The organism is Burkholderia sp. lig30 (assembly GCF_000687455.2).
GTDB lineage: Bacteria > Pseudomonadota > Gammaproteobacteria > Burkholderiales > Burkholderiaceae > Burkholderia.
In genome coordinates, this window is sequence record NZ_JGVW01000080.1 from 1 (window position 1) to 19,896 (window position 19,896).

At 68.0% G+C, this 19,896-nt stretch carries 21 protein-coding genes; 7 read left to right on the plus strand and 14 right to left on the minus strand.

The window, feature by feature from the left end; translation table 11 throughout:
• From LIG30_RS13465 to LIG30_RS13505, 9 genes are all read right to left on the minus strand, one after another.
• Positions 1-810, minus strand: an 810-nt coding sequence (locus LIG30_RS13465) for an L-threonylcarbamoyladenylate synthase (protein ID WP_038712965.1), incomplete at its 3' end; no start/stop codon positions are given.
• A gap of 11 nt (positions 811-821) precedes the next feature.
• On the minus strand, positions 822-2,018 hold the full coding sequence (locus LIG30_RS13470; RefSeq protein ID WP_038712967.1) for a 5-(carboxyamino)imidazole ribonucleotide synthase: 1,197 nt from the start codon (positions 2,016-2,018) through the stop codon (positions 822-824).
• 73 nt (positions 2,019-2,091) lie between these two features.
• Positions 2,092-2,610, minus strand: a complete 519-nt coding sequence (gene purE, locus LIG30_RS13475) for a 5-(carboxyamino)imidazole ribonucleotide mutase (RefSeq protein WP_038712968.1) — start codon at positions 2,608-2,610, stop codon at positions 2,092-2,094.
• A gap of 22 nt (positions 2,611-2,632) precedes the next feature.
• Positions 2,633-3,523, minus strand: a complete 891-nt coding sequence (locus LIG30_RS13480; RefSeq protein WP_038712970.1) for a phosphoribosylaminoimidazolesuccinocarboxamide synthase — start codon at positions 3,521-3,523, stop codon at positions 2,633-2,635.
• A 168-nt stretch (positions 3,524-3,691) separates the two neighbouring features.
• A complete protein-coding gene (fba, locus tag LIG30_RS13485; protein ID WP_038712972.1) occupies positions 3,692-4,756 on the minus strand; it encodes a class II fructose-bisphosphate aldolase in 1,065 nt (354 codons plus the stop codon).
• A 235-nt stretch (positions 4,757-4,991) separates the two neighbouring features.
• Positions 4,992-6,428, minus strand: a complete 1,437-nt coding sequence (pyk, locus tag LIG30_RS13490; RefSeq protein ID WP_038712973.1) for a pyruvate kinase — start codon at positions 6,426-6,428, stop codon at positions 4,992-4,994.
• A gap of 82 nt (positions 6,429-6,510) precedes the next feature.
• Positions 6,511-7,707, minus strand: a complete 1,197-nt coding sequence (locus LIG30_RS13495; protein WP_038712974.1) for a phosphoglycerate kinase — start codon at positions 7,705-7,707, stop codon at positions 6,511-6,513.
• A gap of 234 nt (positions 7,708-7,941) precedes the next feature.
• Positions 7,942-8,265 carry an AzlD domain-containing protein gene (locus LIG30_RS13500; protein WP_038712977.1) on the minus strand — a complete coding sequence of 108 codons (324 nt, stop codon included), beginning with the start codon at positions 8,263-8,265 and terminating at the stop codon, positions 7,942-7,944.
• On the minus strand, positions 8,262-9,017 hold the full coding sequence (locus tag LIG30_RS13505; protein ID WP_038712978.1) for an AzlC family ABC transporter permease: 756 nt from the start codon (positions 9,015-9,017) through the stop codon (positions 8,262-8,264). Before LIG30_RS13505 ends, LIG30_RS13500 begins: the two co-directional genes overlap by 4 nt.
• A 196-nt stretch (positions 9,018-9,213) precedes the next feature.
• Between LIG30_RS13505 and LIG30_RS13510 the strand changes: the two genes are divergently transcribed.
• The 6 genes from LIG30_RS13510 to LIG30_RS13535 all read left to right on the plus strand — a co-directional run bounded on the left by LIG30_RS13510 (position 9,214) and on the right by LIG30_RS13535 (position 13,744).
• Positions 9,214-10,137: a branched-chain amino acid transaminase gene (locus tag LIG30_RS13510; protein ID WP_038712980.1), complete on the plus strand. Its 924-nt coding sequence runs from the start codon at positions 9,214-9,216 to the stop codon at positions 10,135-10,137.
• A 51-nt stretch (positions 10,138-10,188) separates the two neighbouring features.
• A complete protein-coding gene (locus LIG30_RS13515) occupies positions 10,189-10,383 on the plus strand; it encodes a zinc-finger domain-containing protein (protein ID WP_038712982.1) in 195 nt (64 codons plus the stop codon).
• A gap of 127 nt (positions 10,384-10,510) precedes the next feature.
• Positions 10,511-11,551, plus strand: coding sequence for a lipopolysaccharide heptosyltransferase II (waaF, locus tag LIG30_RS13520; RefSeq protein WP_038712985.1), 1,041 nt, complete (start codon positions 10,511-10,513; stop codon positions 11,549-11,551).
• Positions 11,552-11,667: 116 nt separating this feature from the next.
• Positions 11,668-12,114: a nuclear transport factor 2 family protein gene (locus tag LIG30_RS13525; protein ID WP_038712987.1), complete on the plus strand. Its 447-nt coding sequence runs from the start codon at positions 11,668-11,670 to the stop codon at positions 12,112-12,114.
• A gap of 18 nt (positions 12,115-12,132) precedes the next feature.
• Positions 12,133-13,164, plus strand: a complete 1,032-nt coding sequence (locus LIG30_RS13530) for a hydrolase (RefSeq protein ID WP_038712990.1) — start codon at positions 12,133-12,135, stop codon at positions 13,162-13,164.
• Positions 13,157-13,744 carry a DUF2946 family protein gene (locus LIG30_RS13535; protein WP_038712993.1) on the plus strand — a complete coding sequence of 196 codons (588 nt, stop codon included), beginning with the start codon at positions 13,157-13,159 and terminating at the stop codon, positions 13,742-13,744. The genes LIG30_RS13530 and LIG30_RS13535 overlap by 8 nt, the downstream gene beginning before the upstream one ends.
• 7 nt (positions 13,745-13,751) lie before the next feature.
• Here LIG30_RS13535 and LIG30_RS13540 read toward each other — a convergent pair whose 3' ends face one another.
• Positions 13,752-15,449, minus strand: a complete 1,698-nt coding sequence (locus LIG30_RS13540; RefSeq protein ID WP_038712994.1) for a M48 family metalloprotease — start codon at positions 15,447-15,449, stop codon at positions 13,752-13,754.
• 221 nt (positions 15,450-15,670) lie between these two features.
• On the opposite strand from LIG30_RS13540, the gene moaC reads away from it, so the two are divergent.
• Positions 15,671-16,147, plus strand: a complete 477-nt coding sequence (gene moaC / locus LIG30_RS13545) for a cyclic pyranopterin monophosphate synthase MoaC (RefSeq protein WP_038712996.1) — start codon at positions 15,671-15,673, stop codon at positions 16,145-16,147.
• Positions 16,148-16,226: 79 nt separating this feature from the next.
• Here the strand turns inward: moaC and LIG30_RS13550 are convergent, their stop codons facing one another.
• The 4 genes from LIG30_RS13550 to LIG30_RS13565 form a co-directional block, all read right to left on the minus strand.
• Complete coding sequence (locus LIG30_RS13550) at positions 16,227-16,538, minus strand: DUF5862 family protein (RefSeq protein ID WP_051995021.1); 312 nt, start codon at positions 16,536-16,538, stop codon at positions 16,227-16,229.
• Between the two features lie 436 nt (positions 16,539-16,974).
• Positions 16,975-17,424: a DUF2501 domain-containing protein gene (locus LIG30_RS13555; RefSeq protein WP_038712998.1), complete on the minus strand. Its 450-nt coding sequence runs from the start codon at positions 17,422-17,424 to the stop codon at positions 16,975-16,977.
• A 166-nt stretch (positions 17,425-17,590) separates the two neighbouring features.
• Positions 17,591-17,947, minus strand: coding sequence for a lysozyme inhibitor LprI family protein (locus LIG30_RS13560; RefSeq protein ID WP_038712999.1), 357 nt, complete (start codon positions 17,945-17,947; stop codon positions 17,591-17,593).
• Between the two features lie 102 nt (positions 17,948-18,049).
• Entirely contained in the window at positions 18,050-19,837 is a 1,788-nt protein-coding gene (locus LIG30_RS13565) for a PglL family O-oligosaccharyltransferase (protein ID WP_038713002.1), read from the minus strand.
• Positions 19,838-19,896 lie beyond the last annotated feature (59 nt).

A 19,896-nucleotide genomic window follows, 5' to 3' on the forward strand; every position in this document is an offset into this window, starting at 1 on the left:
CGCGCGGGCGACGAGCGCGACCCGCTCGCCCGCCGCATCCGCGGCCGCGAGCAGCGGCTCGAGCGCGTCGAACGGCAGCAGCACGAGCGGCGTGCGCGGCGCGTAATGCGCCTTCATCGTGCCCGATGCGCGCGGCGCGGTCGCGTCGCTGCCGTCGGGCAGGCGCGGCGCGCGGCCGAGCACGTCGGCGATCTGCTGGGGCGTCACGTGCCCCGGGCGCAACAGCGCCGGAAAGCCGCGCGACAGATCGAGAATCGTCGATTCGATGCCGACCTCCGACGGCCCGCCATCGAGCACGTGCACCGTGTCGCCGAATTCGTCGCGCACGTGCTGCGCCGTCGTCGGGCTCACGTGGCCGAAGCGGTTCGCGGACGGCGCCGCGACCCCGCCGTGTCCGCCGCGCCGCGCGCTGAACGCGGCGAGCAGCGCCTGCGCGACCGGGTGCGACGGGCAGCGCAGCGCCACCGTGTCCTGCCCGCCGCTCACCGCATCGGGAATGTGCGCGGCGCGCTTCAGGATCAGCGTCAGCGGGCCGGGCCAGAACGCGTCGATCAGCTTCCTCGCGTCGTCCGGCAGGCTGTCGACCCAATAGCCCGGATCGCCGCCCGGCGGCAGGTGGACGATCACCGGATGATTCGCCGGCCGGCCCTTCGCCGCGTAGATGCGGGCGACGGCGTCGGGATCGGCCGCATCGCCGCCGAGCCCGTAGACCGTCTCGGTCGGAAACGCGACGAGCTGCCCCGCATCGAGCAGCGCGGCGGCGGCGTCGATCTGTTCGGGCGTCACGGCTTTCGGAAGATCGGTGGACATCGGCAATCGTCTCAGTCGAGCGGCACGCGCAACAGGCGCGCGCACGCGGTGGCCGCGTCGACGGCTTCGTCGAGCGTGGCCGCCGTGAAGTTCACGTGGCCCATCTTGCGGCCGACCCGCGCCTCTTCCTTGCCGTACAGGTGCAGGCGCGCGGCAGGCATCGCCGCGACCTCGTCCCACGGCGGCGTGACGGGAGCCTGCGCGTCGCCGTTCGCGAACCAGACGTCGCCGAGGATGTTGAGCATCGCGGCGGACGAATGCTGGCGCGGGTCGCCGAGCGGCATGCGCGTCATCGCGCGCACCTGCTGCTCGAACTGGCTCGTCGCGCATGCGTCGACCGTGTAGTGGCCGGAATTGTGCGGGCGCGGGGCCATCTCGTTGGCGACGAGCGAGCCGTCTTCGAGCACGAAGAATTCCACGCACAGCACGCCGACGTATTCGAGCGTCGCGGCGATCCGCATCGCCGCCTGCTGCGCGTTTCCGACGAGCGCGTCGTCGGCCGCGGGTGCCGGCACGACCGTCAGCGACAGGATGCCGCCGTGGTGCGTGTTCTGCGCGAGCGGGAACACCGCGCACTGGCCGTCGGCGCCACGCGCGATCAGCGCGGACACTTCATATGCGAGCGGCAGGCGCTTTTCGAGCACGCAGGGTACGCCGCCGAGTGCCGCGTGCGCGTCGCGCGCTTCCTGCGCGGTCGCGACCCGCACCTGCCCCTTGCCGTCGTAGCCGAGGCGCGCGGTCTTCAGGATGCCGGGCAGCACCGCGTCGAGCGCGGCGTCGTCGAGCGCGGCAAGCGCCGCCGCCGACTCGATCACCACGTGCGGCGCGACCGGCACGCCGGACGCCTCGATGAAGCGCTTCTCAGCGATCCGGTCCTGCGCGACCGACACGCAGCGGCCGGCCGGTGCGACGAACGTCGTGCGCGCGAGGAAATCGAGGCTCGCGGCCGGGACGTTCTCGAATTCGGTCGAGACCGCATCGCACAGCCCGGCCAGTTCGGCGAGCGCGGCTTCGTCGTCGTACGCCGCGCGCAGGTGGCGGTCGGCCACCGTGCCGGCAGGGCTCGTCGGATCGGGATCGAGCACGGCGACGCGATAGCCCATCGATTGCGCGGCGAAGCAGAACATGCGGCCGAGCTGGCCGCCGCCGACCATGCCCAGCCAGGCGCCGGGCAGGATCGGGGAGTTGGATGCAGGAGTTGCGGTCATGTCAGTGGTCGGTCGCGGCGGGCCACGCGCCCGCCGCAGTGAGGACAAATCCGGGTTCGACGGCCCGGCCCGTTTACAGCGGCGGCAGCACCATCGCGTGCGCGGCTTCGTTCTGGCGCACGCGGAACGCCGCGAGGCGGTTCGCGTAGTCGATCGACGTGCCGGACAGCAGCGACACGGCGAACAGCGCCGCGTTCGCCGCGCCGGCCTCGCCGATCGCGAACGTCGCGACCGGCACGCCCTTCGGCATCTGCACGATCGAGTGCAGCGAATCGACGCCCTTCAGGTACTTGCTCGCGACCGGCACGCCGAGCACCGGCACCGTCGTCTTCGCGGCGAGCATGCCCGGCAGGTGCGCCGCGCCGCCCGCGCCCGCGATGATCGCGCGCAAGCCGCGCTCGCGCGCCTTCTCCGCGTAGTCGAACATCTCGTCGGGCATCCGGTGCGCGGACACGACTTTCGCCTCGTACGGCACGTCGAATTCCTGCAGGATCGCCACGGCATGCTTCATCACGTCCCAATCGGAACTCGAGCCCATCAGCACGCCGACGAGCGGCGCACTGTGCGTGTGGGCGGTCTGGACTTCACTCATCGTTTTTCTCTGTCTTCGATGCTCAGGCGAGCGGCTGGCCGGTGATGCGCTCGAGCGCTTCCTCGTACTTCTCGCCCGTCTTCGCGACCACGTCGTCGGGCAGCTTCGGCGCCGGCGCCGTCTTGCCCCACGGCTGCGCCTCGAGCCAGTCGCGCACGAACTGCTTGTCGAACGACGGCGGGTTCGTGCCGACCTGGTACTGGTCGGCCGGCCAGAAGCGCGACGAGTCGGCCGTCAGCGCTTCGTCCATCAGATACAGCTTGCCGTGGTTGTCGAGGCCGAACTCGAACTTGGTATCGGCGATGATGATGCCGCGCGTCGCCGCGTAGTCGGCCGCTTCCTTGTACAGCTTGATCGAGATGTCGCGGATCGTCGCGGCCAGCTCGGTGCCGATGCGGCGCTCGGTTTCCTCGAACGTGATGTTCTCGTCGTGCTCGCCCATCTCGGCCTTCGCGGCGGGCGTGAAGATCGGCTCCGGCAGCTTCTGCGCGTTCTGCAGGCCTTCCGGCAGCTTGACGCCGCACACGGCGCCCGTCGCCTGGTATTCCTTCCAGCCGCTGCCGGCCAGGTAGCCGCGCACGACGGCTTCGATCAGGATCGGCTCGAGACGCTTGACGACCACCGCGCGGCCCTTGACCTGCTCGACCTCGTCGGCCGCGACGACCGATTCCGGCGCGTCGCCCGTCAGGTGGTTCGGGACGATGTGCGACAGCTTGTCGAACCAGAAATTCGCCATCTGGTTCAGCACGCGGCCCTTGTTCGGAATCGGCTCGCCCATGATCACGTCGAACGCCGACAGACGGTCGGTCGTGACGATCAGGAGCTTGTCGTTGCCGACCGCGTAGTTGTCGCGGACCTTGCCACGGCCGAGGAGCGGCAGCGAGCGGAGCGTGGATTCGTAAAGGGTAGACATCGTCTTTTCGCAGATAAAGAGCCAAACAAAAAGGGAAACGCCGTTCCCCGTCAGCAGGCGGGAACGGCGGCCTTGCAACACTTCGGTGCGCCGGAGGGCTTCGCGGCCCGGGCGGCACCAGCCAGGCCCGTCGGCCGGACCTGCCGGCCGGCCGATCGTACTACAGACTCAGCGCACGACCTGCGCGAGATCGCCGGCCTTGTACTTCTCGGCCATCTTGTCGAGCGCGACCGGCTTGATCTTCGACGCCTGGCCTTCGCAGCCGAACGCGAGGTAGCGGTCGACGCAGATCTGCTTCGCGGCTTCGCGCGCCGGCTTCAGGTAGTCGCGCGGATCGAACTTGCCCGGGTTCTCGAACAGGTAGCGGCGGATCGCGCCGGTGATCGCGAGGCGCAGGTCGGTGTCGATGTTGACCTTGCGAACGCCGTGCTTGATGCCTTCCTGGATTTCCTCGACCGGCACGCCGTAGGTTTCCTTCATGTCGCCGCCGAACTGGCGGATCTCCGCGAGCAGTTCCTGCGGCACCGACGACGAGCCGTGCATCACGAGGTGCGTGTTCGGGATGCGCGCGTGGATTTCCTTGATGCGCTGGATCGACAGGATGTCGCCCGTCGGCTTCTTCGAGAACTTGTACGCGCCATGCGACGTGCCGATCGCGATCGCGAGCGCATCGCACTGCGTGAGCTTGACGAAGTCGGCGGCCTGCTCCGGATCGGTCAGCAGCTGCTCGCGGGTCATCGTGCCGTCGGCGCCGTGGCCGTCTTCCTTGTCGCCCTTCATCGTCTCGAGCGAGCCCAGCACGCCCAGCTCGGCCTCGACCGTCACGCCGATCGCGTGCGCCATCTCGACGACCTTGCGCGACACGTCGACGTTGTACTCGTACGACGCAACCGTCTTGCCGTCCGCCTCGAGCGAGCCGTCCATCATCACGCTGGTGAAGCCGCTGCGGATCGCCGCCATGCAGACGGCGGGCGACTGGCCGTGATCCTGGTGCATCACGACCGGGATGTGCGGATACGACTCGACCGCCGCTTCGATCAGGTGGCGCAGGAACGGCTCGCCAGCATATTTACGCGCGCCTGCCGATGCCTGCATGATCACGGGCGCACCGACCTGGTCCGCCGCCGCCATGATCGCCTGGACCTGCTCCAGGTTGTTCACGTTGAAGGCCGGCAGACCGTAGCCGTTCTCTGCCGCGTGGTCCAGCAGTTGGCGCATTGATACGATGGGCATTGTGGTACTCCTTGGAATGAAAACCGGTGCGTCCTGAATGCCGGCGCGATCCGACCCGACTTGACCGTCGGGGGGAACGGGCGCGGCTGAGCGTCGAATAGCCGCATTTTATCGCGAAGCGCCCGGAATCCGGCCAAATGGCGGCCCGGCTCGCAATTTGTTACGTTCGGCCGGCCGTTGCAATGCAAAAAAGCCGCGCCGGGCATACGCGCCCTCGCGGCCCTTGCGTGCCGGCTCAATAATGTTCGCCGACCCGCACGATCTTCAGCGTGTTGGTGCCGCCCGCCTGCCCCATCGGCTCGCCGACGGTCAGCACCACCATGTCGCCGTGCGCGACGTAGCCGCGCTTCACGACCAGGTCGATCGCCTGCTGCAGTGCAATATCGCGATCGGCGTTGAAGTCGCCGTGCAGCGGCGTGACGTTGCGGAACAGCGCCATCGCGCGCTCGCTGCCGACGCGCTGCGTCAGCGCGAAAATCGGAACGTGGGTGTAGTGGCGCGACATCCACAGCGCGGTCGCGCCCGACTCGGTCAGCGCGACGATCGCCTTCGCGCCGAGGTGGTACGCGGTAAACAGCGCGCCCATCGCGATCGACTGGTCGATCCGGGTGAACGTGCGATCGAGAAAATCCTTGTCCAGCTCGATGTGCTCGGATTTCTCGGCCTCCACGCAGACGGCCGCCATCGCCTCGATCGTCTCGACCGGGTACTTGCCCGCCGCGGTCTCGGCCGACAGCATCACCGCGTCGGTGCCGTCGAGCACCGCGTTCGCGACGTCCGACACCTCGGCGCGGGTCGGCACCGGCGCGTGGATCATCGACTCCATCATCTGGGTCGCGGTGATCACGAGCTTGTTCGATTCGCGCGCCATGCGGATCATGCGTTTCTGCAGCGCCGGCACCGCCGCGTTGCCCACTTCGACGGCCAGGTCGCCGCGCGCGACCATGATGCCGTCGGACGCGTCGAGGATGCCCTGCAGCGCCGGGATCGCCTCGGCCCGCTCGATCTTCGCGATCATTTTCGGCTTGATGCCGAACGGCGCGCCCGCGATGTTCGCGAGCTGGCGCGCCATTTCCATGTCCGTCGCGTTCTTCGGGAACGACACCGCGACCAGGTCGGCGCCGAGCGACATCGCCGTGCGGATGTCCTCCATGTCCTTCGCGGTCAGCGCGGGCGCGGACAGCCCGCCGCCCTGCCGGTTGATGCCCTTGTTGTTCGACAGCTCGCCGCCCACCTTGACGGTCGTGTGGATCTCGTCGCCCTGCACGCGCTCGACCGTCAGCACGATCAGGCCGTCGTTCAGCAGCAGCAGGTCGCCCGGCTTCAGGTCGCGGGGCAGATCCTTGTAGTCGAGGCCGACCCGCTCGTCGTTGCCCAGTTCGCAGGCCGCATCGAGGATGAACGACTGGCCCGGGCTCAGCATGGTCTTGCCGTTCTCGAACTTCCCGACGCGGATCTTCGGACCCTGCAGGTCCGCCATGATCGCGATCTCCCGGCCGATCCTGCGCGCGGCCTCGCGCACCATCTCGGCACGCTGGCGGTGATCGTCGGCGGTGCCATGCGAAAAATTGAGCCGCACGACGTCGAGGCCCGCCTGCATCATCTGCAGCAGAACCTCCGGCGAACTGGACGCCGGGCCGATCGTCGCGACTATCTTGGTGGCGCGATGCATGAAACTCCTCGTCTGAGTCAGGGGGATGCGCTGGGCGGACCGCCGCGGGGTGACCGGCAGGACACCCCGCGCGCCGCCATGCTCAGGCTGCCCGCGTTTCGAGCACTTCCACTGCCGGCAGTTTCTTCCCTTCGAGGAACTCGAGGAACGCGCCGCCGCCCGTGGAGATATAGCTGACCTGGTCGTGGATGCCGTACTTCGCAATCGCCGCGAGCGTATCGCCGCCGCCCGCGATCGAGAACGCGGACGAATGGGCGATCGCGTCGGCCAGCGTCTTCGTGCCGTTGCCGAACTGGTCGAACTCGAACACGCCGACCGGGCCGTTCCAGACGACCGTGCCGGCCTTCTCGAGCTGGCTCGCGAGCGCCTTGGCCGTCTCCGGCCCGATGTCGAGGATCATGTCGTCCGCTTCGATGTCAGCGACCTTCTTCACCGTCGCGGCTGCCGTCGGCGAGAATTCCTTCGCGGTCACGACGTCGCTCGGGATCGGCACCGACGCGCCGCGCTTGCGCGCTTCGTCGATGATCGCCTTCGCCTCGTCGACGAGGTCGGCTTCCGCGAGCGACTTGCCGATCGACAGGCCGGCCGCCAGCATGAACGTGTTCGCGATGCCGCCACCGACGATCAGTTGGTCGACCTTCTCGGCGAGCGACTTCAGGATCGTCAGCTTGGTCGACACCTTCGAGCCGGCGACGATCGCGACGAGCGGGCGCTTCGGGTTGCCGAGCGCCTTGCCGAGCGCGTCGAGCTCGGCCGCGAGCAGCGGGCCCGCGCAGGCCACCGGCGCGTACTTCGCGATGCCGTGGGTCGTCGCCTCCGCGCGGTGCGCGGTGCCGAACGCGTCGTTCACGTAGACGTCGCACAGCTGCGCCATCTTCTGCGCGAGCTCGTCCGAGTTCTTCTTCTCGCCCTTGTTGACGCGGCAGTTCTCGAGCAGCACGACCTGGCCCGGCGCGACGGACACGCCGTTCTCGACCCAGTTCGCGACGAGCGGCACGTCACGGCCGAGCAGCTCGGCGAGGCGCTTCGCGACCGGCGCGAGCGAATCCTCGGGCTTGAACTCGCCTTCCGTCGGGCGGCCCAGGTGGGACGTCACCATCACCGCGGCGCCGGCGTCGAGCGCGGCCTGGATGGCCGGCACCGACGCACGCACGCGGGTGTCCTCGGTGATGTTGCCGTGATCGTCCTGCGGGACGTTCAGATCCGCGCGGATGAACACGCGCTTGCCGGCGAGCTGGCCGGCGGCGATCAGGTCGGTAAGACGCTTGACTTGGCTCATGGAGAAAATGAAGTAGTGGATGGAGAAAACGGTTGGATACGACGTGCGCGGGCTGCCGCCTGAGGGCGCCGGATGCGGCCGCGGCTCGCGCGATCCGCATGACGCGCACCGGAAATATCTGGACGCGGCCATTTTAGCCGATCCGTCCGGCCGACTGACCCGTGCGTCGGCGAATTCCACCCGCCCGGGACACGCGCCGCGCGCCGCGCAGGACGCCGACAGCACGCCGGCCGGTCAGCCGATCAGGCGCAGTGCGGTGAACACCAGCATGCCGGCGACGATCGTGCCGAGCATGGTGCGCCGCCACAGGAACCAGCCGAAGCCGGCCAGGGCCGCGTAGAAGTGGGGATTGCCGAGCCCGAGCGAAATCCCTTCCGGGGTTTCGAGCACGTCGGGCAGCACGACGGCCGCGAGCGCCGCCGCGGGCGCGTAGCGCAGCGCGCGCTGCACGCGCTGGGGCAGCACGGTGCGCTCGCCGCCGATCAGGAAGAACGCGCGGGTGAGCGCGGTGACGAGCGTCATGCCGATGATGACGAGCCAGATCTGCGCGGCGCTCATTCAGTCTCCTCGGAACGCAAGGTTTTGGTGCGGATACGCCGCCAGTCGGCCTGCTCGACGAAGAAATCGGCACTGCAGCCGGCCGCGAGCGCCGCCAGCACCGCGAGCGGCAGCGCGAGCCGGTAAGGTAGGTCGAACGCGACCAGCGACACCACGCCCGCGACCGCCACCGCGGCCAGCGTCGAGCGGTTCGCGACCGACGACACCATGATCGGAATCAGCGCGAGCGTGCCCGCCAGCTCGAGCCCCCAGCGCGCGGGAAAGAAGCTCGCGAGCAGGATGCCGGCGATCGACGAGGCCTGCCACGACGCCCAGCTCGCGGCCGCCATGCCCCAGAAGTACGCCTCCTTGCCCGGCACGTAGCCGTTCGCGAAGCCCTGCTTCTGGAACAGCAGGTAGATCACGTCGCCGTTGAAATAGCCGATTGCGAGCCGCCGCCACAGCGGCAAGTACGAAAAATGGGGGGCGAGCCCGGCGCTGAAGATCACGAAGCGCAGGTTGACCATCGTGGCCGTCAGGAGCACGGTCCAGATCGGCAGCTTGGCGGCAAGGAGCGGCAGCACCGCGAGCTGCGACGAACCCGCGTAGACGAGCAGCGACATCGCGGTGGCCTGCCCGAGCGTCATCACCGACTTGCTCATTGCGATGCCGGTGACGAGGCCCCAGGAGACGATTGCCATCAGCGTCGGCGAATAGTCGCGCGCGCCCTGGAGCAACGCGAATCGGTCGGTGGCGGACAGTCGAGCGAGCATGGGGAAAGCGCCTGGCGGGCGCAGATCGGCGGTGCGCCGGCAAGCGACGCCCGCGCGGCCCGTCCTGGTTCGAATAGGTGTCGGCCGATTATAGCCCCGCCCCCGCGGGCGCCGACCGTCCCGCCGGCAAAAGACGCTAAAATAACCGTCTTTCCTGCTCAACGCTGCACACAACCGCCCCCGTTAGGAGATACCTATGTCAATGGCCGACCGCGACGGCAAGATCTGGATGGACGGCAAGCTGATCGACTGGCGCGATGCCAAGATCCACGTCCTGACCCACACGCTGCATTACGGCATGGGCGTCTTCGAAGGCGTGCGCGCATACAAGACGGCCGACGGCAGCACGGCGATCTTCCGCCTGAAGGAGCACACGAAGCGCCTGCTCAATTCCGCGAAGATCTTCCAGATGGACGTGCCGTTCGACCAGGAAACGCTCGAATCCGCGCAGCGCGACGTCGTGCGCGAGAACACGCTCGAGTCGTGCTACCTGCGCCCGATCATCTGGGTCGGCTCGGAAAAGCTCGGCGTGTCGGCGAAGGGCAACACGATCCACGTCGCCATCGCCGCCTGGCCGTGGGGCGCGTACCTCGGCGAGGAAGGCCTCGCGAAGGGCATCCGCGTGAAGACGTCGTCGTTCACGCGCCACCACGTCAACGTGTCGATGGTGCGCGCGAAGGCGTCGGGCTGGTACGTGAACTCGATCCTCGCGAACCAGGAAGCGACCGCCGACGGCTACGACGAGGCGCTGCTGCTCGACGTCGACGGCTACGTGTCGGAAGGCTCGGGCGAGAACTTCTTCCTCGTGAACCGCGGCAAGCTGTACACGCCGGATCTCGCGTCGTGCCTCGACGGCATCACCCGCGACACGATCATCACGCTCGCGAAGGATCTCGGCATCGAAGTGATCGAAAAGCGCATCACCCGCGACGAGGTCTACACCGCCGACGAGGCGTTCTTCACCGGCACGGCAGCCGAAGTCACGCCGATCCGCGAACTGGACAACCGCACGATCGGCAGCGGCGCGCGCGGCCCCGTCACGGAAAAGCTGCAATCGGCGTTTTTCGATATCGTGTCGGGCAAGAACGCGAAGTACGCGCACTGGCTGACGAAGATCTGAGTGCGCGCTGCGCTCGAATGTCCCCACATTGCTTGAAAACGAGAACGCCCCATGAGTGAAATCAAGGAAATGCCGCTGGTCGAACTATCGGCCAAGGATCTGCCCGCCTACTGCCCGAACCCGGCGATGACGCGCTGGAGCGCGCATCCGCGCGTGTTCATCGACGTCACGCACGGCGAGGCGCGCTGCCCGTACTGCGGCACGCGCTACAAGCTGCGCGACGGCGAAACCGTCAAGGGCCACTGAGCCCGGACGGCCCGTCCGCCTCACGCGGCGGCGCAGCCGGGGCTCCGGCGCGCCGCCCTTTCCTCTTCATGGCAACCCGAACGCGGCGCCCGCGCCGTGATTCATTACGACATCGGAAATCGACCTGATGCGTCGAGCGTTGGTTATCGCACCGAACTGGATCGGTGACGCATTGATGGCGCAGCCGCTCTTTGCGCTGCTGAAGAAACTGCATCCGCGCATCGCGATCGATGCCGTCGCGCCCGCCTGGGTCGCGCCGGTGCTCGAGCGAATGCCGGAGATCCACGATGTCTACGCGACCGACCTCGCCCACGGCAAGCTGCAGATGCTGCGCCGCTGGCAGCTCGCGAGCGACCTGCGCGACAACGGCTACGATGCCGCGTACGTGCTGCCGAACTCGCTGAAGTCCGCACTGATCCCGTGGCTCGCGGGCATTCCGCTGCGCATCGGCTACACCGGCGAGCACCGCTACGGCCTGTTGAACGTGCGGCACGCGAACCCGCGCAAGGCGCACGGCGAGCGGCCGCCGATGACCGGCCACTACGCGGCGCTCGCGTACGCGCCCGGCGCGAAGCTGCCGGAGTCGATGAAGACCTTGCCGCCGCCGCGCCTCGAATCCGACCTGAACGAAACGGCGCGCGTGTCCGCGCGTTTCAATCTCGATACGCGCAAGCCGCTCGTCGTGTTCTGCCCGGGCGCCGAATACGGTCCGGCGAAGCGCTGGCCGCCCGAGCACTTCGCGTCGCTCGCGAAGATCGTCCACCAGTCGTTCCCGTACACGCAGATCATCGCGCTCGGCTCGCCAAAGGACGCCGCCGCCGCGCAGGCGATCGCCAACGACGCGCCCAACGTGCACAACCTGTGCGGGCAGACATCGCTGTCGGAAGCGTGCGCGCTGATCGCGCGCGCGAACGCGGTCGTCACCAACGATTCCGGGCTGATGCACGTCGCCGCGGCGCTGCGCCGGCCGCTCGTCGCGTTGTACGGCTCGACGGATCCGCGCCACACCCCACCGCTGTCGGAGCTGGCAAAGGTACAATGGCTGCATCTCGAATGCAGTCCCTGCTTCGAACGCGAGTGCCCGCTCGGCCATCTGAAGTGCCTGCGCGAACTCGGCCCGGAGCAGGTATTCGGCGATTTGCGCGGCATGCTCGTCGGGCAGCGCTGACCGGTCACGGCCAGCGCGCTGCGGCGCGCGCGCCGGGCAATCCGATTCACCGGTATGCGGCGGCCTTGCGGCCGCCGTCCTGAAACGGCGCGCGACGCGCGCGAGAGATAAACCCGATGCCACGTTTTGCCCGCCTCTTCGAAGCCGCCGCCGATACGCTCAACGCTTACTACCAGGCCATCGCGGACGCCAACCTCGACGCCCTGATGGCCCTGTGGATCGACGAGGATTTCGCCAGCTGCATCTGGGCGGACGGCGCGCATCTGCACGGCCTCGAGCAGATTCGCAGCGGCTTCGGCGCACGGCTGTCCACGCAGCACGTGACGATCGAGCCGCTCGACATTCGCGTGTACGACAGTCTCGGCACCGTCGTCTACACGATTGCCGAAGCGCATCAGCAAGGCGACCTGACTGCCGAGCCCGACATGGTGTTCGCCACCTACGTGATGATTCACGAGCGGGGCGAATGGCGCATCGCGCACATCCATGCGAGCCCGATTCCCGAACAGGCGGCCGGGCAGTTCGCCGCCAAGATCCGCCACGGGCAAGGCCCGCTGCATTGAAGAATACGCGGGGCGATCATGAGTACGGCTTCTCCGCCCACACCGCTTTCCGGAGCGAACGACCCGGACGACGCGCAGCGCTATCGCGCGCCGCGCTGGCTGCCGAGCAGCCACGCGCAAACCATCGTGCCCGCGCTGTTCGCGCGACGGCCGGCAGTCGCGTATCGGCGCGAGCGATGGGAAACGCCCGACCACGACTTCATCGACCTCGACTGGCTCGCGCATCTCGATAGCGCCGCGCCGCCGCCCGATGCGCCGCTGTTCGTGCTATTCCACGGCCTCGAAGGCAGCTCCGGCTCGCATTACGCGCTGGCGCTGCTGGCCGAGGCGCGCGCGAAGGGCTGGCACGGCGTCGTCCCGCACTTCCGGAGCTGCAGCGGCGAGATGAACCGCCAGCCGCGCTTCTACCATCTGGCCGACAGTGCCGAGGTCGACTGGATTCTCAACCGCCTTGCCGCGCAACACCGCGGGCCGCTCGTCGTCGCCGGCGTCTCGCTCGGCGGCAACGTGCTGCTGCGCTGGCTCGGCGAGCATCGCAGCGACACGTCGATCGTGCACGCCGCCGCCGCGATCTCGACGCCGCTCGACGTCCACGCGGGCGGCCACGCGCTGTCGCAAGGCTTCGCGCGGGTCTACACGCGCAGCTTCCTGAAAACCCTGAAGCGCAAGGCGCTCGCCAAGCTCGACCAGTATCCCGGGCTGTTCGACCGCGACGCGATGCTCGCGGCCGTGACGATGCACGACTTCGACGACGTCGTCACCGCGCCGCTGCACGGCTTCGCCGACGCGAACGACTACTGGACGCAAGCGACGACGCGCCCGCTGCTGCCCGCGATCGACGTGCCGACGCTGATCCTCAATGCCCGCAACGACCCGTTCCTGCCCGCGTCGGCCCTGCCCGGCCCGAGGGACGTGTCACCCGCCGTCGAGCTCGACCAGCCCGAGCACGGCGGCCATGCGGGATTCATGACCGGGCCGTTCCCCGGCCGGCTCGACTGGTTGTCGGTGCGGGTGTTCGGCTATTGTTCCCGATTCGTCGACCATGGATGACATCGTCAGACAAGCCCTCTCCAAATGGCCGAACGTGCCGCACTGCACCGGCTGGCTGCTGCTCGACCGGCGCGGCGACTGGCGCACGCGGGACGACGCCGCGCAGGCGGCCGGCTCGCTCGGCTCGCCGATCCGCCACGCCGCGCTGATCGGCTTCATCGCCCGCAACTACGCATGTGACGAGCACGGGCAGTGGTATTTCCAGAACGGCCCGCAGCGCGTCTACGTGGAGCTCGCCTACACGCCGTGGATCGTGCGGCTCGCCGAGCAGGACGGCAGGCTGGCGCTGACCGACCAGACCGGCCGTGCGTTTGAGCCCGCGCAAGCCTGGCTCGACGATGCGGGCGGCGTGCTGTTCGTCGATACGAGCACCCCGCCGCGCGTCGCCGCGCTGCACGACCACGATCTCGGCCTGTTCGCCGATCACGCCGATCTCGACGCGACGCCGCCGCTGCTGCGCTGGCCCGCCGGCGCCGGGCTGCCGCTCGACACGATCGCATGCGCGGACGTGCCCGCGCGCTTCGGCTTCGTCGCGAGTCCGGCCGAGCGGACCAGGGCCGCGCAGCCCGGCGCGCACTGACGCGGCGTCAGCTACGGCCGTTCTTGTCGTCGTCGCGCTCCTCCTTGTAGCGCGCCTCGAATTCACGCAGGCGCGCGTCGATCATCGACTGCTCGTAGAACGTCACGTCCTTCGCGTCGCGCGCCTCCTTCAGCTGGCGGATCGCCGACGGCCATGCGCCGTCGAGCGCGAGCTTTTCCGCCAGCGCGCGGCGCCGCGCGAGCACGTCGCCCTTGCCATCGCTCGCCTTCGCAAGGTAATCCCACCAGTCCGGCTGTTCCGGATCGGCCTGCGCCTGCGTGCGCGCGAGCGCCTGCGCGTCGGCGAAGCGCCGCGCCGCGAGCAACGCCTGCAGATTCGCGACGATCGCCGCATGCGACGCCGGCCAGCGTCGGCGTGCGAGCGCCGCGAGCCGCACCGCGTCGTCGGCCTGCCCGGCACGGCGCGCGATGTCTGCCGCCAGCACGTCGAGACTCGGCGAGCTGCCCGACGGATCGTCGTCGCGGTGCGCGGTCGCGTCGAACGCGCGACGCGCGGACGCGAGCGCCTGGCTCGCGGGGTCGTACTGCCCGGCGAGCGTGTTCGCCAGCGCGACGCCGTACCAGTTTGCCGCGACGTTCGCGGCGGTGTGCTCCTCGATCTCCAGGCGCATGCGGCGCGCCTCGGCCGCGATGTCGGTCGACGCGCGGTTCTGCAGGATGCGCAGCCGCGCGCGCACGAAGCCGTACTCCGCCGACTGCCGCGGCTGCCGGTACGGCGCGCGCCGCGCGCGATCCTCCATGTCTGCGATCCGCTCGCCCGTCAGCGGATGGGTGCGCGCGTAGGCGGGCACGCCGGCGTCGCCCGTCGACGCGCGCTCGAGCCGCTCGAAAAAGCCCGGCATCCCGTACGGGTCGTAGCCCGCGCCCGCGAGCAGCTGGAAGCCGACGCGATCCGCCTCGCGTTCCGCCGACCGGGAAAAACGCAGCTGATTGTCGACCGCGAACGCCTGCCCGCCCATCACGATCGCGCTGCCCAGATCGCCGCTTCTCGCCACCACGCCGGCCAGCACGCCGAGGAGCATCGTCGCGAGCGCGGTGTAGCCGCCCCGCTCGTTCGCCGTGATCATCCGCGCGATGTGGCGCTGCAGCACGTGGCCCATCTCGTGGCCGAGGACCGACGCCAGCTCGGATTCCGTCTGCGTCGTGACGACGAGCCCGCTGTTGACGCCGATGAAGCCGCCCGGCATCGAGAACGCATTGATCTGCGGATCGCGCACCGCGAACAGGTCGAAATCGGGCGTGTAGCCGCCGATGTAGCGCGCGGCGGCGGCGGCCGCGAGCCGCGCCGCGATCGCGTTCAGGTAGTCGCGCACCAGCCAGTCGTCGAGATAGTCGGGATCGCGCCGCACTTCGCGCATCACCCGCTCGCCGACCTTGCGCTCGGCCTGCGGCGTCAGCGTGCCACCGGACCCATCGCCCAGGTCCGGCAGCTGCAGCGCCTTGAGCGGCGCGCGCAGGCTCGCGGCGGCATTCGACGCGCCGTCCCCGCCTGACAGGCGGCTTTCGGCGCCGCCGTAGGTTCCGAACACGTCGGCGGCGATCCCGGGCGGCACCGTCGAGATCGACGGCGATTCGATCGCAGGCGCCGCCTCGAGCGGCGCTGCGCCCGCGCGTTGCGCGAAACCGTCGGGCGGCAGCGCGAGCGCAACCGACAACGACGCAGCAAGCAACTGTTTGACACGCATGGCAGGATGATCACGATGCCGTTTCGCGCGCGTCGCGCGCCCGGCGGCGATTGGTATGAATATCGTGGTCATTGTAATGGGGTCGAGAGGTCGATCGCGATGCGCGGCATCACGCCCGGCTGTACCGCACGGGGGCCGCTGCTATGATAGGCGCCCTCTGAAGCTTTGCATTGGATCGAACCAGGCGCTGACGCGCCGTCGTCGATCGACAGGAGCAAGACATGTCTGGACTGACCCATTTCGACGCCGCCGGCCACGCGCACATGGTCGACGTCGGCGGCAAGCAGGAAACGCAGCGCATCGCCGTGGCGCGCGGCACGATCCGGATGCTGCCGGCCACGTTCGAGCTGATCCGCGACGGCCGCGCAAAAAAAGGCGACGTGCTCGGCGTCGCGCGGATCGCGGCGATTCAGGGCGCGAAGCGGACCGCCGACCTGATCCCGCTGTGCCATCCGCTCGCGTTGACCCGCGTGGCGGTGGATTTCGAGCTCGACGATACGCTGCCGGGCGTGCGTTGCACCGCGCAGGTGGAGACGTTCGGCCGCACCGGGGTGGAGATGGAAGCGCTGACCGCGGTGCAGGTCGGGCTGCTGACGGTCTACGACATGTGCAAGGCGGTGGATCGCGGGATGACCATCACCGACGTGAAGGTGATGGAGAAACACGGCGGGAAGTCGGGGGACTGGAAGGCGGAGTAAGCCGCACCAGCGCGCGCGACAAGGTTCGTGGCGATGCCGCGCCGCCAAGCGGCACGACATCGTACGACGAACCGGTTACTTACTTGAGGGCAATCTGCGGCAGGGTGTTGTTCCACGCGTCCTTGGCCCAGGCCAGCGTTTCGTCGCCGCCCACGAGCGTGCCGGCGATAACGCCCCACACGGTACCAATGAGGGGCGTCACAGCATAGCCGACGAGCTGTGCAAGCGCGCCAAAGCCGAATCCGCCAGCGCCGCCCAGCTTGCCGCCGAGCGCTATCGCGAGAACACCGCCCGTAATGCCGCCGATAATGGCACCGCGTGCCGCATCATCGAGCGAAGTCGCCCAGCCGCCCGATACGTTCCGTGCTTCGATACCCGTCAATTCGCGCATAGTCGTTTTTCCTTTCCTGAAATCGGCACATCGACGTACGTCCCGCACGGGTATCAGGCAGAGGCAATCAATCGAGCACATTCATGCCTTGCAGCTCAGAGCCGCACGCCTGCCCCGTCCGACGACGATGTCCGTGATTCGCTCGACCAGCAAAAGATACGAGACGCTCAAGGGCGGCAATATCGTTGCTCGTCCAATTTTGCGCAGCGTCACGTTCGCGACAGCGCGCCGGAGGGCCGCGGATCCCGCCTTGCGCACGACAGCGACACCCACTCCATCCATTATCGTCGACGCATATTTTTCGAATTCCTAACCAATCACATATGATCATGTCCAACACAAGGACATTTGAAATCACATTACCGACGCAAAGGAAAGACTGGAACCCCCTGGCGCGCCGATCTTCGGACCGGTTACATACCGGCGCATCCGATGCTCACAACATCGACTTGCCTTGCGCGAGAATCTTGTCGCACACCTGTTTCGTCATCTGCTCTTTCAGGCCGCCGCCGCTCAGATTCAACTGATTGCCATTGCCCGTATTCAGGATCCCCTTGGCGCCATCGGCGTAGCCCCTGTCGGACGAAGACGAACCGCCCGGCAGCTTGCTCATCAGGGAATCCTTGACCGACGATGCGCCGCCGCCCAGATAGTTGTTCTTGATGCAAAATTCCAGAATTCCCGCTACGTTTCCGCTACTGCTGGATGACAGCGAGTGCAACGAGAGTCCGTTGCCCAACCCGCCCAAGCCGCTCAGCCCGCCAGATGATCCGCCGGCTCCACCTTGATTGAGAAGGCCGCCAAGCTGCGCGTGGGCGACGGAAACGTACAGCAAACCAGCAATCAGGAACCCCTTCCCTGCGGTGCGGTGCTTGCGTGTGCCCATGGCATCCCCATTTTTCCGGAACCAGACCAGTTTTCAATATAGTGCCTTTCAGAGACGCTACGCCTGCGCGAAGCAGGTGGGCACAAAAAAACCCGCGTAGCGCGGGTTTACTCGGAAGCAGCGGTCAGCGGCAACGCCTTTCCCGATGGTGATGCATCGATTCGTTTCAGTTGATGTCGCTGGACTGCACGCATGCCGCATGGATCCCGGTCACGACCGGCGCATCGCAGACATCATCCACGCGCTTCCGATACAGGTCGATCAGGCATTTTTCGGTCGTGCACTTGTTGCGTTGGGCCAGCCATGCCCGCTGCTCCTTCTTCAAGGACGTGCCGCCATCGCCCAGATCCGTTGCGAGCATGCCCTTGTAGTTGTCCGTCAGCGCGTCGTCCAGCTTCCCAAGCAAAGGATTCGCGCAGATCGCCTTCTCCACGAAGGTCGATGCCTTCTTGCAGTCGAACGACGTAGCGTGCGCCAGCGGCGGCACGATCAGCAACACCGCAAGCAGATGTCGAAATTTCATGGTCTTCCTCCGTTGTCAGTTATTGGATCCTGCAAAACCGCCGCATGAATGCGGCGGCGACTTCGATTCCGATGCGCCGGCCCGGGCCGGCGCCCATCGTCCTCACTCGTCGTCGTCATCCTCCGAATCGTCAGCCGCATCGGCCGACGCTTCGCCATACTTCGCCTGCACCGCCGCCTTGAACGGCTTCAACGTCGGCTGCTCGTCGCACAGCTTGTACAGCGCAGCGAGCTGCTGCGGCCAGTCCTTCAGTTCCGTCGCGAACACATGCAGGCGCTCGACCGTATCCATCGCGTCCGCGTCGCGGCCATCGAGCGCCTGCAGCACCGCATACCGGCGCAGAACCGTCTCGCCGGGCAGGAGCGACAGCGCGCGCTCGTGCGCGGCGAGCTTCTGCGGCAGGTCGGCCCGCGAGATCGTCAGCAGCGTCGCCGCGCCGTAATCGCCCCACGCACCGAACAGGAACGACGGCGCATCGCGATACTGGGCAGCCGGATCGCTGCCGTAATACAGCACTTCCGCGCGCTGGTAATCGCGCAACACCGGATACGCCGCCGCCAGCCCGCCGAGCGACAGCAACGCGAACAGCGCGAACGCCGCGCCGCGCGGCAGCACGCGCAGCGGCTTGACGTCGAGCAGCCCGATCACGAACATCGCCGGCAGCAGGAAGAACATGTACTGCTGCGGATACTCGACGAGCGCGTGCATCAGCAGCACGCCGATCAGCGCGAAACCGAACACGCGCGCGCTGGTGTGCGGCGCGCGCAGCGCGCGCACCAGCCACAGCACGAGCGTGACAACCAGCACCCCGAGCCCGGCGACGCCGGACTTCGCGAGCAGGTCGATGAAGATGTCGTGCGCGTTGTTCGCGATCTCCACCCCGCCGAGCGCGCGCGCGAGCGCGAACTGGTGCACCGGGAACTCACCCCAGCCGACGCCGAGGAGCGGATGCTCGTGGAACATCGTGAGCCCGTACTTCCAGAGCGCGAGGCGCGGTGCGATCTGTCCGGCGTCGCGCATCCGTTCGGCCGCCGATTCCGCCAGGTTCAGCTGGTAATGCACGTTCGCCCAGCGCACGGCGACGTTCACCGCGACGAACGCGACGGCAAGCACCACCGGCATCAGCCATGCGCGCGCGCGGCCGGGCGCACCGGGATGACGGCGCGCTTCGGCCCACGCCATCCAGAAACCGGCAACGACCATCACCCCGACCTGCAGCCACGGGCCGCGCGACACCGTCAGCGCCAGCCCGCTCGACAGCACGACCGACAACACGAGCCACGCCCACGCGGGCATGCGGCGCGTCTGCACGAGATACAGCGCGCCGGCGAGCGCGAACGCGATGTAAGTCGCCAGATGGTTCGCCTGCGCCATGTTGCCGTACGGCCGCCGCTCGGCCGCCACGTTGTACATCACGACGAACGGCGACACCGCCGACTCGAGATGGAACAGCTGCACGAACTGGCACGCCACGGCGAACACGCCGCCGATGATCAGCGCGCCCGCCATCATCCGGGCCACGACGTCGGTCAGGTTCGCGCGGGCGAGCGCGTAGCCCGCCTGCATCGCGACGAGCGCCGCGCCGAAATAGCCGACCGCGAGCCAGTTCATCGACGGTTGCCGCAGCGGCAGCAACGCCACCTGCGCGATCAGCACCGCCGCGAACGCCAGCGGCGCGGCAAACGCGGCCGGCGCGGCGAAGGGCACGGCCGGGCGGCTCGTGCGCACCAGCAGGACGACGCTCGCGCCGAGCAGCAGGTACAGCACCAGCGCGGAAAACTCGGAATAGAAAGTCGGAATCGGATAGGTGTGGTTCGTGACCGCATACGGCACGATCAACGCGACAGCGAGCGCAACCAGCGACAACGAACGCGAGAAGGAGGAAGGCATGAGCAAACCGGGTGTCAGCAACCGGCGCACTATACAAAAAAAACCCTCTTCTGTGCGGG

Excerpts from the sequence above, each read along its gene's own strand:
- LIG30_RS13510 (WP_038712980.1), top strand. The coding sequence starts at position 9,214 with ATGTCAATGGCCGACCGCGACGGCAAGATCTGGATGGACGGCAAGCTG.
- LIG30_RS13495 (WP_038712974.1), bottom strand. The coding sequence starts at position 7,707 with ATGAGCCAAGTCAAGCGTCTTACCGACCTGATCGCCGCCGGCCAGCTC.
- LIG30_RS13470 (WP_038712967.1), bottom strand. The coding sequence starts at position 2,018 with ATGACCGCAACTCCTGCATCCAACTCCCCGATCCTGCCCGGCGCCTGG.
- LIG30_RS13525 (WP_038712987.1), top strand. The coding sequence starts at position 11,668 with ATGCCACGTTTTGCCCGCCTCTTCGAAGCCGCCGCCGATACGCTCAAC.
- LIG30_RS13480 (WP_038712970.1), bottom strand. The coding sequence starts at position 3,523 with ATGTCTACCCTTTACGAATCCACGCTCCGCTCGCTGCCGCTCCTCGGC.
- LIG30_RS13530 (WP_038712990.1), top strand. The coding sequence starts at position 12,133 with ATGAGTACGGCTTCTCCGCCCACACCGCTTTCCGGAGCGAACGACCCG.
- moaC (WP_038712996.1), top strand. The coding sequence starts at position 15,671 with ATGTCTGGACTGACCCATTTCGACGCCGCCGGCCACGCGCACATGGTC.
- LIG30_RS13535 (WP_038712993.1), top strand. The coding sequence starts at position 13,157 with ATGGATGACATCGTCAGACAAGCCCTCTCCAAATGGCCGAACGTGCCG.
- LIG30_RS13540 (WP_038712994.1), bottom strand. The coding sequence starts at position 15,449 with ATGCGTGTCAAACAGTTGCTTGCTGCGTCGTTGTCGGTTGCGCTCGCG.
- LIG30_RS13560 (WP_038712999.1), bottom strand. The coding sequence starts at position 17,947 with ATGAAATTTCGACATCTGCTTGCGGTGTTGCTGATCGTGCCGCCGCTG.
- waaF (WP_038712985.1), top strand. The coding sequence starts at position 10,511 with ATGCGTCGAGCGTTGGTTATCGCACCGAACTGGATCGGTGACGCATTG.
- pyk (WP_038712973.1), bottom strand. The coding sequence starts at position 6,428 with ATGCATCGCGCCACCAAGATAGTCGCGACGATCGGCCCGGCGTCCAGT.
- purE (WP_038712968.1), bottom strand. The coding sequence starts at position 2,610 with ATGAGTGAAGTCCAGACCGCCCACACGCACAGTGCGCCGCTCGTCGGC.
- LIG30_RS13555 (WP_038712998.1), bottom strand. The coding sequence starts at position 17,424 with ATGGGCACACGCAAGCACCGCACCGCAGGGAAGGGGTTCCTGATTGCT.
- LIG30_RS13515 (WP_038712982.1), top strand. The coding sequence starts at position 10,189 with ATGAGTGAAATCAAGGAAATGCCGCTGGTCGAACTATCGGCCAAGGAT.
- LIG30_RS13500 (WP_038712977.1), bottom strand. The coding sequence starts at position 8,265 with ATGAGCGCCGCGCAGATCTGGCTCGTCATCATCGGCATGACGCTCGTC.
- fba (WP_038712972.1), bottom strand. The coding sequence starts at position 4,756 with ATGCCCATCGTATCAATGCGCCAACTGCTGGACCACGCGGCAGAGAAC.
- LIG30_RS13505 (WP_038712978.1), bottom strand. The coding sequence starts at position 9,017 with ATGCTCGCTCGACTGTCCGCCACCGACCGATTCGCGTTGCTCCAGGGC.
- LIG30_RS13565 (WP_038713002.1), bottom strand. The coding sequence starts at position 19,837 with ATGCCTTCCTCCTTCTCGCGTTCGTTGTCGCTGGTTGCGCTCGCTGTC.
- LIG30_RS13550 (WP_051995021.1), bottom strand. The coding sequence starts at position 16,538 with ATGCGCGAATTGACGGGTATCGAAGCACGGAACGTATCGGGCGGCTGG.